The sequence below is a fragment of the Thermogutta sp. genome (genome assembly GCF_039793925.1).
GTDB lineage: Bacteria > Planctomycetota > Planctomycetia > Pirellulales > Thermoguttaceae > Thermogutta.
Map to the genome: position 1 here is coordinate 1 of NZ_JBAMME010000020.1, position 14,132 is coordinate 14,132.

At 54.2% G+C, this 14,132-nt stretch carries 11 protein-coding genes; 4 read left to right on the forward strand and 7 right to left on the reverse strand.

What is annotated here, in order from left to right; translation table 11 throughout:
• Positions 1-195: 195 nt before the first annotated feature.
• Positions 196-2,148: a glycoside hydrolase domain-containing protein gene (locus ABJK56_RS01040; RefSeq protein WP_347242811.1), complete on the forward strand. Its 1,953-nt coding sequence runs from the start codon at positions 196-198 to the stop codon at positions 2,146-2,148.
• A gap of 90 nt (positions 2,149-2,238) precedes the next feature.
• Here the strand turns inward: ABJK56_RS01040 and ABJK56_RS01045 are convergent, their stop codons facing one another.
• Positions 2,239-3,612 carry a DegT/DnrJ/EryC1/StrS family aminotransferase gene (locus ABJK56_RS01045; RefSeq protein ID WP_347242812.1) on the reverse strand — a complete coding sequence of 458 codons (1,374 nt, stop codon included), beginning with the start codon at positions 3,610-3,612 and terminating at the stop codon, positions 2,239-2,241.
• A gap of 181 nt (positions 3,613-3,793) precedes the next feature.
• On the opposite strand from ABJK56_RS01045, the gene ABJK56_RS01050 reads away from it, so the two are divergent.
• The gene (locus ABJK56_RS01050; RefSeq protein WP_347242813.1) at positions 3,794-5,230 is read left to right on the forward strand and encodes a neutral/alkaline non-lysosomal ceramidase N-terminal domain-containing protein; all 1,437 of its coding nucleotides are present in this window, start codon (positions 3,794-3,796) and stop codon (positions 5,228-5,230) included.
• Here the strand turns inward: ABJK56_RS01050 and ABJK56_RS01055 are convergent.
• A complete protein-coding gene (locus tag ABJK56_RS01055) occupies positions 5,175-6,509 on the reverse strand; it encodes a CehA/McbA family metallohydrolase (RefSeq protein ID WP_347242814.1) in 1,335 nt (444 codons plus the stop codon). The two genes, ABJK56_RS01050 and ABJK56_RS01055, sit on opposite strands and share 56 nt — an antisense overlap.
• Positions 6,510-6,843: 334 nt before the next feature.
• Between ABJK56_RS01055 and ABJK56_RS01060 the strand changes: the two genes are divergently transcribed.
• Positions 6,844-7,539: an RluA family pseudouridine synthase gene (locus ABJK56_RS01060; protein WP_347242815.1), complete on the forward strand. Its 696-nt coding sequence runs from the start codon at positions 6,844-6,846 to the stop codon at positions 7,537-7,539.
• A 39-nt stretch (positions 7,540-7,578) separates the two neighbouring features.
• Here ABJK56_RS01060 and ABJK56_RS01065 read toward each other — a convergent pair whose 3' ends face one another.
• Together ABJK56_RS01065 and ABJK56_RS01070 are read right to left on the reverse strand one after the other, a co-directional pair.
• Positions 7,579-8,478, reverse strand: a complete 900-nt coding sequence (locus tag ABJK56_RS01065) for a sugar phosphate isomerase/epimerase (RefSeq protein ID WP_347242816.1) — start codon at positions 8,476-8,478, stop codon at positions 7,579-7,581.
• Positions 8,479-8,669: 191 nt separating this feature from the next.
• Positions 8,670-9,497, reverse strand: coding sequence for a DUF4339 domain-containing protein (locus ABJK56_RS01070; protein WP_347242817.1), 828 nt, complete (start codon positions 9,495-9,497; stop codon positions 8,670-8,672).
• A 629-nt stretch (positions 9,498-10,126) separates the two neighbouring features.
• Between ABJK56_RS01070 and ABJK56_RS01075 the strand changes: the two genes are divergently transcribed.
• Positions 10,127-11,557 carry an amidohydrolase family protein gene (locus ABJK56_RS01075; RefSeq protein ID WP_347242818.1) on the forward strand — a complete coding sequence of 477 codons (1,431 nt, stop codon included), beginning with the start codon at positions 10,127-10,129 and terminating at the stop codon, positions 11,555-11,557.
• Positions 11,558-11,602: 45 nt separating this feature from the next.
• Here the strand turns inward: ABJK56_RS01075 and hisB are convergent, their stop codons facing one another.
• The 3 genes from hisB to hisD all read right to left on the reverse strand — a co-directional run.
• Positions 11,603-12,190 (reverse strand): imidazoleglycerol-phosphate dehydratase HisB, encoded by a 588-nt coding sequence (gene hisB / locus ABJK56_RS01080; protein WP_347242819.1) that lies wholly within the window; start codon positions 12,188-12,190, stop codon positions 11,603-11,605.
• A 57-nt stretch (positions 12,191-12,247) separates the two neighbouring features.
• Entirely contained in the window at positions 12,248-13,324 is a 1,077-nt protein-coding gene (gene hisC, locus ABJK56_RS01085) for a histidinol-phosphate transaminase (RefSeq protein ID WP_347242820.1), read from the reverse strand.
• A gap of 132 nt (positions 13,325-13,456) precedes the next feature.
• A partial coding sequence (hisD, locus tag ABJK56_RS01090) for a histidinol dehydrogenase (protein ID WP_347242821.1) occupies positions 13,457-14,132 on the reverse strand: 676 nt, incomplete at its 5' end.

Below are 14,132 nucleotides of genomic sequence, written 5' to 3' on the forward strand. Positions count from 1 at the left end.
ACCGATTCAGTGTATCCGAGCGACGATTCCCCGCAAACCACAGCTGGAGTGACCGCCTTAGACGGTCAGGAATTGACCACTGCAGGGGTGGAACTGTGATCGGCACACTTTTGATAGCACTCAGTCTGATTTAGAATATCGGCGGCAATCGGAACCCGTCGTTCTGGCACAATTGTCACCCGGAGGAACCAGGCCATGCGACTTGCTAGATTGCTTGCCACTTTGGGTTTTGTGTGGACATTTTGGTCAAGTTCGCTAAATGGAGTTGCTGCCGAACTGTGGGTGGAAGATATCCACACGAAGGTTTTGCGAGACGCCCGACCTTCCGATCATGCACCCCGCGAATGCCATCTCGAGGCTGCCCGTAACGAATATGAATCCGCGCAGTTGGTAGTGAAAAGTCCCACACCCGTTAAAGAGGTTACTGTCAAGGTTTCCGAGCTTTTGCATGAAAATGAGAAAGACCGGATTTCCGAAGATCATATTCGCGTACGATTCATCGGCTACATTCACCTCGACAAAAACACACCGGACTCGGAGCTCGTCCGCGTTGCCACGGCACCTTGTGATGTCCCTGATCCGCTCCTGGAAGATTCAACCATAGCACTCGCGGCCGATCAAGCACAGCCGGTGTGGATCACCGTGTTCGTGCCGAAAGATGCCAAACCGGGCACCTATAGGGGAACGGTGACTGTGTCGCTCGATGGCGAGGAAACAAAGTTGCCTATTACTTTAAAGGTTTTTAGTTTCGTGCTGCCTGCCGAAAGACATCTTTTTGTCACAAATTGGTTCAATCTGGGGAATATTGCGAGGGCCCACCGTGTTGAACTATACAGTGACGCATTTTGGCTGATTCTAGAACGTTATGCACGCAATATGGCCGAGCACCGGCAGAATGTGGTGCTTACTCCCTGGTCACTCATCGAATCCGCTCGTCAGCAAGACGGCTCGCTCTCTTTTGATTACAGCCGCTTCGATCGGTTCGTGGAAACTTTCCTGCGGGCAGGGGTCAGTGACGGGATTGAAATCTCGCATCTCGGGTACCCAGAGGGTGGCTGGGGTGGCCGAGTCGTCCTATCGAAGCTTCGTGCGAAGGACGTCAAGACGGGGTCCTCTGTGACGCTTGGCTACTCAGAGGGGCTCAAACCCTTTTTGGAGAATTTGGAACACCATCTGGAAGAAAAAGGATGGCTATCCAAGGCTATGATTCATGTGAGTGATGAGCCGGCAATCATGAATGTGGATTCCTGGCGAGAGGCCTCGGCTCTCGTTCGTCAGGCAGCGCCTCGAATTCGCAGGATCGATGCCATTGAAACGACCGACTTCGAGGGCTGTCTCGAAATCTGGGTCCCCAAGCTATCTCAATATGACGCATGGCGCGAAACGTTTGAAAAGCATCGAAACTCGGCCGAGCTCTGGTACTATATCTGCTGTCATCCGTTTGGAAACGTCTATCCGAACCGTTTTCTTGATTTTCCGGGAACGTCCGTACGGGTGCTCCACTGGATCAACTACCGCTACGATTTGAAAGGGTATCTCCATTGGGGTTGGAACTTTTGGGGTGAAAATCCCTTTGGAGTGCCGCGCGAAAACCTGCCCCCGGGCGACACCCATATTGTCTATCCCGGGCGTGATGGCCCTCTCGATTCTGTGCGGTGGGAGATTCAGCGCGAAAGTCTCGAGGACTTTGAATACCTCTATTTGCTGCAGAACAAGATTGAACAAATCCGAAAACATTTTGGCGCTGCGGCACAAGCCATTGATCCTCGTCAGCGGCCTCTGGAGCTTGCGCGACGTGTCGTTCCCGATTTGGTCTCTGTAACGCGCGAGAGTTCTTTGATCTGGCAAACCCGACATCTGATTGCCGAGGAAATCGAAGCGTTGGATCGACCCCCTGTCGGACTGCTTATGACTCAACCATCCGAGGGAACGATACTCATCCACGGTCCCATCAACCTGGAAATCAGGGGAGTCGTAGAAACCGGAACAGAAGTCCTGGTCAACGGAAATCCGGTTTCAGTACGGCCCGATGGTTGGTTTGGCTGTCGCGCTGTGCCCCGCGGAGAGAATGGAGAAGTCCGCGTGGAATTTCGCAAGGATCACCATACGAAGACGATGACGCGATACTTCACCATTCGCCGTTCCTAGCGGAATAACGCCCACAACACAATAACGCGGGCGCAAACGTGGTCCGTCGGCTGATTGAATTGGTCACAGCCAACCCTAGCTCGTCCCGTGTTATGCCTTACGCAGGTCACTGGCGTGTTTTTTGATTTTGTTGATAGCCAGGGCGATCTTTTCCATCGTCTGATGGTCGGTCAAAAGCACATTTTGATACAACCAGACTGACTCCTCGCACAGCTTGTCGTTTTCGGGACATTCATTTTTGCTCGGCCACGCATCGATGACTTCGCGACCGTATACCCGCAGATAGGGCTCCGACCGAAGCGCATCCAGGAGAAACTTTTCCTTGTTGAGAGGGCTGTATCCTGGCGAACAGGGAATGCCTTCAGCTCGAAGGGCATTAACGAAGCGATTGCGTGGCAATCCAGAAAATTCTCCGGGCTCATATCGGAACATGAATAGGTGGTAAGCATTTCGGGTGCATTGGGGATACTGCCGTGCAGGCGCGATACCCGGGATTTCTGAGAGCAGCTTCGTCAGATAGGCCGCGTTATCGCTCCGCAGGTCCGCCCGTTCTCGTATTCCTTCCATTTGAGTCAGAAGCAGGGCTCCCTGAAATTCGGTCATCCGGAAGTTGCCGTTTCTTCCAAAGTCCAAACTGGGTGAACCAGCGGCCTTGGGGCGTTTTCGATAACTATTGTGGAAGGCAAAACAGGCGTCCGCAATTGCCTCGTCGTTTGTCAAAATCGCGCCCCCTTCTCCCGAACATAAGTTTTTGCTGAGTTGGAAGCTGTAACAGCCCGTGGTCCCCCAGCTTCCCGCGCTTTTCCCACGCCATTCAGCAAGATGGGCCTGGCACGCATCGCCAATAACGTGGATCTTGTGCTGTTCCGCCACGGCGAGAATTTCATCGAGATTCGCCACGTTCCCGCCGATGTGGACGGGAATGATTGCCTTGGTGCGCGGCGTGATGGCGGCTTCTAGTTTCTTCGGATCCATCAGGAACGTCTCGGGGTCGGAATCGACAAAAACAGGTAAAGCGTAGTGAAGGAGAACAACGGTAACAGTTGCCATGAAGGTAAAAGGAGGGACGATCACTTCATCGCCCGGCCCAATTCCCAGAGCTCCCAGGGAGGTGAACAACGCCGTTGTGCCGCTGGCGGTCGCGATGCAGAACTTGGCTGAATTCAATTCTGCATAGCGCTCTTCGAATTCTTCGACGGAACGGTTACGGTACCACCTCCCTGCCCGCAGCACCTCCAAAACCGCTTCTTCGTCCGATTTGTGAACCATCGGCCAGGAGGGCCAAGAACGCGATAAAACGGGTTTTCCGCCGAGAAGGGCCGGTTTTTCCTGAAGGTCCGGCAGCACATTGGGCGCGTTAACTTGCTGAGAGAGCGCGGTCACTAACGATCCACCACTTACGGTGCTGACACCCAGAACACCCGTGCTCATGAGAAACTGCCGACGGTTATTTCGGCGGGACATAGCAACACCTCCATACTGGTCCAGGAAATTGATAGAGATTCATCCGCCAAGTATCTTGACCCAATACACGCGTTTCGTCAACAATGCGGAAGCGATTTGGAAAAGATCGCGTTGCTCGGGTAGAGGTCATCGTTTCGTTCCTAAGAGTGAGTGAGTCGTCCATGGGACCGGAGTTTCCACCATGACGCGAAGATCTTCCTTTCTTGCTGCGATCAAAGTTGTGGTGATTTTTGGCCTTTTGAGCGGTTTCCCGAGTGCGTGGATCACCGCTTCTGAGAATCCAGGTCCCAATTGGCGAGTGGGTGTAGCGCGGCAAGTCATCACACCGCCGGCCGGCCAGTGGATGGCTGGGTATGCCTCCAGGCAGCGCCCGGCAGAAGGAAAGCTCCACGACCTGTGGCTGAAGGTGCTCGTCCTGGAAGACCAGGCTGGACATCGCGGAGTTTTCATCTCAGCGGACATTCTGGGATTTCCGCGACACGTAAGCGAGAAGATATGTCAGGAGCTTTGCCAGAAATTCGGCTTGGAACGAGATCAGATCATGCTTGCTGCCAGCCACACCCACTGTGGGCCGGTCTTGGAAAATGCACTTTACGACATTTATCCTTTGGACAACGCCCAAAAGGAACTTATCGCCCGTTACACGCGTCAACTGGAACAATGGGCCGTCACAGCGGTCGAACGAGCCATCCAGAGCCTCCGTCCCGCTACTCTGTCGGCCTTTGAAAGTGAGGCCCATTTTGCTGTGAATCGCCGTAACAATAAGGAGGGTGAGGTACCAAGTCTCCTGGCGCGCGGTGAGCAACCCCGAGGACCAGTCAACCATCGGGTGCCTGGTTTCTGGGTGACGGACATATCTGGCAATCCGGTGGCCGTGGTTTTTGGATACGCCTGCCACGCGACAACGCTGGACATTTATCAGTGGTGTGGCGATTATCCAGGGTTCGCACAACTTTCCATCGAAAAGGCCTTGCCTGGCGTCACGGCTATGTTTTTTGCCGGTTGCGGGGCCGATCAAAATCCCATCCCGCGCCGTTCCGTGGAACTGTGTGAGAAATACGGCGAACAACTGGCCAGTGCTGTGCTTTCCACATGGGGAAAGAGCAACTCACTGGCTCCAAAACTTTGCACGGCATTCACCACGGTCGATCTTCGGTTCGATTTGGTGGACGATGCCACCCTGAATCGGGCGGTTCAGTCTGGCGGTTACCAGGCCAGATGGGCCAATCGATTGCTCTCGGAAAAGGCAGCCGGCAAACAATGGACTGACACTTATCCTTACCCAGTTCAGGTTTGGCGGTTAGGCGAAGATCAACATTGGGTTGCATTGGGTGGGGAAGTTGTCGTGGACTATGCCAACATTATGGAAAAAAGCATTTCTCCCACGATCTGGGTAACCGGTTACGCCAACGACGTGATGGCATACATTCCTTCTCGCCGCGTCTGGGAAGAAGGTGGTTATGAAAGTGGCGCCTTTCCGGTTTACGGACTACCAGCCGCCCGGTGGGAGCCCAACATCGAGCACAGAATCCTGGCAGCGGTTCAATCGCTGATCGCGAAGCTCAAGGTTGCGGAGCCGGCTTCTGAGCAGGTGGCTGCTCCAAGTCACGGACGGTGATCCAGACCGGAGCACACCAGATCGAGTTGTTGTCGGTTTGGGTAACCTTGATCCACAAATAGTGCGGACCCGGCGACAGCACAAGTTCTTTTCGCCAATTCACATTTGCCTGTTGCGGCTCAAAGACCTCCGCCACTTCGTCATCCAGATACAGTTCTACTTTTCCGATAGTGTCAGATGCATCGGGATCTGAAATCGTCAGTGAAACATTGACCTTTTCGACAGGCAGGCTGCGGATCGTCCCCATCGGCAGTCCATTCACTTCAAACTGCACTGTGCAGTTTCGATCTGCAGTGGAAAAACAACGACGGTTGGCCAAGGCATCCAGAATGTTGCGAACCGACAAGCCCGGGGCCAAAATGCCAGTCCAAGTTCGGACATTTCCCCAATTGGGCGAATGGGTGTCGGTAGAGCCATCGGGCGCCAAGTGCCAGCCCAGCCGTAGCGCCCTCCGAAAAGCTTTTTCCTCTGCGAGGTTTCGCACTTCCATCAGTTGAACCACTTTATCGCCCAGTTCGGAATATGCCAGACCACCATGGGATATAGTTCCATCACCGGGATGATTGAATTTGAGCACCGCGTTAGCCTCTGCTGCGGCACGGTAAAACGCCTCCGGATCGCTCGGCCAGCGGTATGTAGGCGGATTGTAGATACACAGATGGCCCCACTGCTTCGTCCATTCTAACCCAATGAGTGCCGTAAATTTTCCCAACTCGTTAGCCTTCCACGCGACCTCTTGAGTGTCGATCCACTCGTTCTCGTCCAGTGATTCAAGATGGTCGGTGAGGCAAAAGACGTCCAGCTTGGCCACATTGCGGGCGTAAGTATATGCGTCGATAGGAAAGTACGTTCCGTCCGAATACGACGTGTGGCTATGAAGATCGGCAAACCACACACGCAGAGGATTGTTGACCGTCACACCGACAGTGGCGGTCACCCGCCGATTTTCGGTCAGGATCCGCAGATTTTGCGATCCGTTGGGAACAAGTGTCGTATCGATTTCCCCCACCCACACGCCATCCTGCTTTTGCAATTCCACCCACGGAGGACCACCAAAACCGGCAAACATCCTTCTTGGAAGCGACGCTCCTGGCGGTTGTTGAACTTCGACGCGGATCGGCAAATTTCCAGAGACCTCCGCACCTTGCTGAGGACTCTGCACCTTTAGCACAGCCACTGGTGGGGGCGCAGGCTGCTCCGCCAGCGAATTCCCGTAACTGAGCCATAAGCCAGTGGCTACCAGAAAATTCACAACGGGCCAGTCAACAAAAGTTTTCATCAACTTCCCCTCCTTTTCAGAGTTCCCTTTCACCCATAGCAGCCATCCGACGAGCGGTTGCCGGGGCGAAAATCCCCTCCGATAACGCGTTTGGAGTATACTGACCCCATTCGGTGCAAACAATACCCGGCTACGGAAGCCTATCGATTGCCGTTGTCGTGCCACAAACGATGAGACTTTGCGAGACGACTGGGGGTGTGGCAGGGGACTATCCACTGGCCGCTTGGAAAAGTTGAAAGGATCATTCTAGAAAGAGGAAAGAAAGAACCTTCACTCCATCACACCGGATATTCCCTCTTTCATCGCATTTTTCAACGGACGCATTCGAGTGGTGATGAGATTCGAACCAACCATACTTTATGAAGATCGTCATGTTTTGGTGGTCAACAAGCCCGCGGGCTGGGTCACTATGGGGCTTCCCGAAGGGCAGGAAACCCTTCTGACATGGCTCAAAAGAATGATCAAGGACCGGGACGCGAAACCCGGTAATGTGTTCCTTGGGATTGTAAGTCGCTTGGACACGCCGGTTACGGGGGCCGTTCTTTTAGCGAAAACCTCCAAAGCCGCCGCCCGCCTGGCAGAGCAGTTTCGCCAGCGAACGGTCTCCAAGATCTACTGGGCGCTCGTGGAAGGAAAATGGCAGAAGGCAAAGGGCACGCTTCAGCACTGGATCAAGCATGATCCTCGCTTTCACCGTGTCCACATCACTCATGCGAAAGATCCAGATGCAGAAGAAGCCCTGCTCTCTTACAGGCTTCTTGAGTCCTCCCCCGACTGCAGTCTGCTGGAACTGTCCCCCAAAACCGGACGCAAGCACCAAATCCGCATCCAGCTCAGCTCCTGCGGCCATCCTATTTTGGGTGATCGTAAATACGGCGCAAAAACACCATTCCCGGCTGGAATCGCTCTCCATGCGAAGGAAATCACATTTACCCACCCCGTTGAAAAAATACCGAAAACCGTGGAAGCTCCGCTCCCGCCGTATTGGCGGTCAATCGCCCTTAAACATTTTTTGGCAGATCAAGCATGAAGCAACATCAAACATCGACACCGCTGAGCCAATCTTGTTTCAACCGAGCTGAATGCTTCGGTCCTGGATTCCCAAAAGAGCATCCAAGACTCCCCGAACGTAGCCGACCGACTCCGCCAGCCCCGGCAAGGGGTCGTTTTCATCCTTTTCGAACTCAAAGGACACCATTCCACCGTATCCAGTATCGATGAGCGTCCGCAGGAAACCGGGCAGATCAAGCACGCCTCGGCCACACTCGACACATTTTCCGGTGGGCGACGCCACGTCGATATCCTTGATGTGCACGTCTAAGAGTCGATTCGCAAAACGGCGAGCATCGGCTACCGGATCCGCCCCGATTCGCGCGGTGTGCCCCACATCCATGCAGAGCCCAACACGTGGATCCAAGCCTTTCACGTGTTCATACACACTTTCGGGTGTTGGGAAGAATTTGTCACCGGGTCCATGATTATGGATCGCCACGGCAATTGAAGTCTCCTGAACTTTCCTCTCCACTAAAGGAAGTAGTGGTGGTCGGGGAGACGCTACAATCAGCCGCATTCCCGCCCGCTTGGCATAATCGAATGCCTGGACGACCTCCTGCTCATTCGTCATCGTAATAACGCCGCCGGCGTACAGATCAATTCCGGCATCCGCGAGCAGTTTCTTGGCTTCATTGATTTGTTCGGGTGACGCATCAAGCGGAAGGTGAAATGACTTTAGGCAAATATGTTTCAGGCCCACTCGCTTGGTCATTTCCAGCGCTTGCGGTAGTGGAAATTTTCTCAAGGTGTAAGAAGCGAGAGCCAACCGAAACGACGGCTTTTTCTTCTCTGGATCAACAGTCGCAAACCCCAAGGCCGTTTGTCCTCCTGCAACTGCCGCACCTACAAACGCGGCCAGCGCGCCACCGGATTGGTGAAGAAACTCCCGACGATGTAACAGAGGTCGATGATCCATGTCGGTTCCTCCTCAACGGGCCCTCACGTTCTCCGACTGTGATGAACAGATGCGTTTTATGGAAATCACTACAAAACAGGAGCAACGCGGTTATTATCACCTGTTGCAAGACAACGTCAAGAACGCGTCATTTTTGGAGACGATCGGGCCAGAGATGTCTTTCCCGGTCTGCGATCAACTTGAACTTGTGTTCACTGGCTGCCCGAAGGTTGGAGGAAAAACCAAATGGTAACCCCCGCCAAAACAAGAGCCGCCAGGATACCAACGGCGATTGCCAAAGTTTGCATTCGCCGGGGGCGTTCGGCCGCACGGATGAAGCGCATCTCGGGCAGTTCTTCTGGGGCTACCTGCGGAAACTCTGCCCCACCTAAAGATGGAAAGACCTCCCGTGCTTCTTTCCAATCGCGCCAGCCTTCTCTCCATACCAGCGTATCCGGGGTGATCCTGCCCTCCGCGATCCATACCCTAATGACCTCGGGCGCGGCCGGTCCGTACTGGCCTCCGGCCGGCGGACGCACATACCAGGCCGCATCCGGCTCCGAAAGAGGATCCTCCACAGACTGCTGGGGCATTACTGGCGGTGGCACCGGCTGGCTCCGAGGTACTGCGTCCGAAGATGCTGCCGACTCCGACACCCCTCCCAGGGATGCGTCGAGGGGCGTCGGCATGGCGCGGAAGCCACCCAGCGGCTCCGGCGCATTTTCCGCAGGTGTGGGTTCAAGAAAGTCTGTTAGGTTCTCAAACGGAGTTGTCGGTGCAGAAACGGTCTGAGGGGGAGCAGACGTCTGGTCTGAAATCTGTTGGTCAGAAGGGAAAGAAGGAGCCTTGGAACGAGAGGGCGATTGCATGGCCCGCCGCTGGGCCGCCCTTTGGGCTTTTAATTCCTTCGTACTTGGCCGGGTGCTGTGAAGGGGAATCTGGACCTTGGCCCCGCAGTAGGGACAAATACCGCGCATGCCGGCTTGAAAAGCCTTAACATGCAGCTTGTGGCCGTTCGGGCAGTAAAAGCGGATTCCCATGTCACCAACCCTGTTCGGTCACCGGCCGTCGCCAATGCGGTATAACCCGCGGTACCAGATGCGGCCAACAGCCGTGGCCTTATTTCATTATAAACTCAGAGTGCTCGACGTACGACGCTCTAACTGGCGGCGGCAAGCTAATTCCTAGGCGACACGGATGGCCCTGCAGGAAGTCAGCACGAACACAAGTTCTTTTCGGGATAGTCCAAAAACGTAGGCGGTTGTGTGCTAGTCGACTCGTGGGGACTTCCACGCCAGATAACGGGCGGCAAGGGCAACTGACGAAATGCCTCGAATCCGACGACTTTGCCATACTGCCATGAGCTCTATAGGCGATTCATGAATTCGCTTAACCCTTGACGAGGCGCGACGTGGGGAATCACCAGGGGCCTTGCCAGGGTCTTCTTGAACATCCCTGGAGATCTTGCAGCAAGGTCGCCTACGTGCTTGAGTGCCTGGCCACGCAAATTAGCTAGTTTCTGCTGACTGCACGCGACTTTTTAGTCGACGGCCATGGCGATGGCAGCGGAACTTTACCGTCACTCCCAACGTCGTTCCTCACCTGTTACAATCTCTGCGGGCGGAGGGGCAAATGGGTTTTTATCGTAAAGATAGAGGAAGGACACGCGATGACTCATTTCACGCGCCGCGAAACACTGAAGGTACTAGGGAGCTTGGGCACGATGGGAGTGCTGGGGAGCACGTCCGCCGGGTTGCCCACTGTGGAAGTTCCCAAAATACCAGGAGCCAATGACATTAGGCGAACAATTTTCACCAAAGTCTGGGAGACTCCTCTCATTGACAGTCATGAACATCTTCCCGACGAACAGGACGTTCTGCGCGGACCAGGCGGTAAGACCCAGGAGCAGTGGACAGTCATTCTGCACCATTATCTTGATTCCGATTTGCGTTCCGCAGGAATGACGCGAGCGGAATATGATTCCTTTTTCCAAAAACCGGGATCACCCGAGGAAAAATGGCGTATTCTCGCACCCTACTGGTCCGCTGTACGCAATACCGGTTATGGTTTGGCCGTGCGGATCGCCATGAAGGAGCTCTACGGGATTGAAGATCTGTCCAAAGAGTCGGTGCTTCAACTGGCCGAAAAGTTTGAAAGCACGCGGCGCCCAGGTTTTTATAGACGCATTTTGTGCGATCTTGCGAAGATTGACTCCTGTCAGGTCAATACCGGGACATTCCACGAATCGCGTCAGCCCCTTCTGTTGCTTCAGGACATCAGCATTGTGGGAATGTTTGCAGGTCCCAACTTACGGGCATTTGGAGAACCAACGGGCATCCAGGTCACAACCCTGAGTGATTGGTATCGGGTCATCGATTGGTGGTTCGATCGTTATTCGCGGTACGCGGTGGCCGTCAAATCACAAAACGCTTACAGTCGTAACATCGATTACGAAAAAGTTCCTCAGGAACGAGCGGAACCCATTTTTGCAAAACGTCTCCGTGGCGAAGCGCTTAGTCCGGAGGAACAAAAAGCCCTGGAAGATCACCTCTTCTGGTACGCCGTTCAAAAAGCCACGGAAAACGACCTCCCCGTGAAACTCCACACAGGCTATTACGCCGGTGATAATTACATGCCGCTTTCACGACTTCTCCACAATGCCGCTGCTACATGTGATCTTTGCCGTCTGTCGCCGGAGACGAGGTTCGTCTTCATGCATATTTGTTACCCCTATTACGAGGAACTCATCAGCGTAGCCAAACACTACACAAACGCCTACGTGGACATGTGCTGGAGTTGGATTATCAACCCGGTCGCTGCGAAAGACTTTCTTAAGAAGTTCCTCGTAACGGCACCCGCCAATAAGATTTTCACTTTCGGTGGGGACTACCGCCCTGTCGAGCCTGTCCTTGGCCATGCCCTGATTGCCAGACACGGGATTGCCCTGGCACTGTGCGAGCTGGTGGAAGAAGGCTGGCTGAGCCTCGACGATGCGCTGCAACTCGTTGACCCGATCATGCATGAAAATGCCCGGCGCGTTTTTCGGGTGGCAGAGAAAAAGCAGAATCTTCGTTCCGCCCCCTGGTTTACAGAAAAGTAATTCTGATGGATCAAAAGCCGGAAACTCGGGGTATCGCGTTCCCCTTTAGAGTGTTCCCTTGGTGCTGGGGATACCGGAGCCTCGGGGATCTGGTTCCACGGCCATACGGAGCGCCCGGGCGAAGGCCTTGAACGTGGCTTCCGCAATGTGATGGCTGTTGGTCCCGTAATGGAGCAGCAGATGCACATTGGCGCCCGCCTGATTCGCGAAAGCCTGGAAGAACTCCCGAACCAGTTCACTTTGAAATTGCCCGATGAACGGCTGGGAAATCGGCACATTATACACGAGATAAGGCCGACCGCTCAAATCGACCGCAGCTGTGGCGAGGGTTTCGTCCATGGGGAGTGTGAAATGGCCATAGCGGCGAATGCCGCTTTTATCTCCCAGGGCCTGCGCAACAGCCTGCCCCAGCGCAAGGCCCACATCTTCCACGCTGTGATGCTGATCGACGTGGAGATCCCCCTGGCATCGAATGGTGATGTCAATGCTCGAATGACGAGCCAGCAGATGGAGCATGTGATCGAAAAATCCGATCCCTGTTTCAATATCGCCGTGGCCCTGGCCGTCCAAACAAACTCGTACGGTGATGTTTGTTTCGAGAGTCCTCCGGGTGATTTCAGCGGTTCTTTCCATGAATCTGTATCTCCCATGCTTCAGCCGTCCGCCGGAGGTCGATTCGCGTCCCTACCTCTATTTCATCTTTCCGATTAAGATTTCCTGTAACCGTTCCAGCAGACAGTCCACCTCACTGTCGGTCCCCACGGATATCCGCAACCCATCGCCCCAACCCGGGTAGTCCATGTAACGTATCAAAACTTTTCGTTTTTTGAGTTCTTCGTAAATCGGTTTCACCGGCCTGTCTTTCCTGGTGCACCAGACGAAATTTGCCTGAGACGGCACCACGTCAAATCCCAGACCCCGCAGTTCCTCCGTCATTCGTTCCCGGGTTTGGACAACCTTTCGAGTTGTCTCCCGCAACCAATCCCGATCCTGAATCGCAGCAGTAGCCCCAGCGATCGAGAGGGCATCACAATTGTAGGAATCCTTTACCTTTCGGAGTTGTTCGATGATATGCGGTTGCGCGACCAGATAGCCAAAGCGCAGGCCCGCTAGTGCGTACGATTTACTGAGGCTCCGAGAAACCATCACGCGATCGCTGAGTTTCACCAGATCGACGCAACTCTCGGCAGCAAAATCGACATAGGCCTCATCTATGAGGATAGGGCATGGGAGGTGTTCAATCCACCTGGAAATGACACCCGGCGGGATCATCGTTCCTGACGGACTGTTCGGATTTGCCAGAAATATCAATTTCAATCGCGAATTAGACGCCAGGAAGTCGTCCCTCAGGGTCCAATCACTCTGAAAAAAGACTTCTTCCCATGCTCCGTTTTGAAGCTGTGACACAACACGATACAGAATATAACTGGGATAAGCCAATCGGATACGGTCGCCTTCGCCAACAAAAGCCCTCGTGACGATCGTCAGAATGTCGTCGCTTCCGTTGCCTGCGAGAATCCAATCCGGTTCTACTCCCAGAAGCCGGGCCGCCTCTACCCTGAATGCTGTTGCCAACGGATCCGGATATTTCTGCAGCCCGCGGCGCAACGCTTTGACAATGGCCTCGCCAACAGCGGGGGAGGGCGGGTACGGGTTCTCGTTTGTGTTGAGCTTGACGTAGCCCGCTTCCTGGGGCTGTTCGCCTGGAACGTATCCCGCCATTTCAAGAATATTTTTGCGAATGAAATCGATTGCACTTTTCGACATAATCTGTTTTCAAAATCTCTTTCTTTGTTACTCACCATGTGATCATCATCTCAACCCGTGCGCCCTACTTTCTCGCCTGGCAAAGTACACCCAGAAGAAAAGTCCCAAGATAGCTTTTTTGAAGTCATTGACTCATGTGACGCGCTTGCGCCTTATTTCCACACTCGCCAGGTGAGCCGTGAGCCCTTCCCTGCGAGCGAGCATAATCACATCGTCAGCGAGGTGCTCCAAACCTTCCTGTGTAAATTGGAGCACGCTCGTAGCGTGGAGGAAATCGTTGGCTGACAGAGGACCGGCAAACCGGGCTGTCCCTCCAGTGGGAAGCACGTGGGAGGGCCCAGCCGCGTAATCGCCCAATGCTACTGGCGTAAAATGCCCCAGGAAAATGGCTCCCGCGTTATCAATCCTCTCGGCGAGGGCCTCCGGATTCGCGGTTGCGATATGAACGTGCTCCGGCGCAATTTCATTGGTCAATTCGCAGGCTTGCTCAGCACTTTTCGCTAAAATGACGGCACCGAATTCCTCCAGGGCTGATCGCGCGAGGTCACCGCGTTCCATATCATGCAGGCGAGTGTCGAGCACGCTTAGCGTATCGCGGAGAATCTTTTCCTCCCATCCGATTAGGACACTGGAACCCGGCGAATGTTCAGCCTGAGCCATGAGATCGAAAGCCACAAACTCGGGCGTGGCCGTACCATCCACAATGACGACCACCTCGCTAGGACCAGCGATGGAGTCGATGTCCACCTCTCCAAACACATATTTTTTTGCCAGAGCTACAAACAAATTTCCGGGTCCCACAATCTTA

Bases quoted from the DNA above. Each gene is read 5' to 3' on its own strand.
- ABJK56_RS01040 (WP_347242811.1), top strand. From the start codon at position 196: ATGCGACTTGCTAGATTGCTTGCCACTTTGGGTTTTGTGTGGACATTT.
- ABJK56_RS01045 (WP_347242812.1), bottom strand. From the start codon at position 3,612: ATGTCCCGCCGAAATAACCGTCGGCAGTTTCTCATGAGCACGGGTGTT.
- ABJK56_RS01050 (WP_347242813.1), top strand. From the start codon at position 3,794: ATGACGCGAAGATCTTCCTTTCTTGCTGCGATCAAAGTTGTGGTGATT.
- ABJK56_RS01055 (WP_347242814.1), bottom strand. From the start codon at position 6,509: ATGAAAACTTTTGTTGACTGGCCCGTTGTGAATTTTCTGGTAGCCACT.
- ABJK56_RS01060 (WP_347242815.1), top strand. From the start codon at position 6,844: ATGAGATTCGAACCAACCATACTTTATGAAGATCGTCATGTTTTGGTG.
- ABJK56_RS01065 (WP_347242816.1), bottom strand. From the start codon at position 8,478: ATGGATCATCGACCTCTGTTACATCGTCGGGAGTTTCTTCACCAATCC.
- ABJK56_RS01070 (WP_347242817.1), bottom strand. From the start codon at position 9,497: ATGGGAATCCGCTTTTACTGCCCGAACGGCCACAAGCTGCATGTTAAG.
- ABJK56_RS01075 (WP_347242818.1), top strand. From the start codon at position 10,127: ATGACTCATTTCACGCGCCGCGAAACACTGAAGGTACTAGGGAGCTTG.
- hisB (WP_347242819.1), bottom strand. From the start codon at position 12,190: ATGGAAAGAACCGCTGAAATCACCCGGAGGACTCTCGAAACAAACATC.
- hisC (WP_347242820.1), bottom strand. From the start codon at position 13,324: ATGTCGAAAAGTGCAATCGATTTCATTCGCAAAAATATTCTTGAAATG.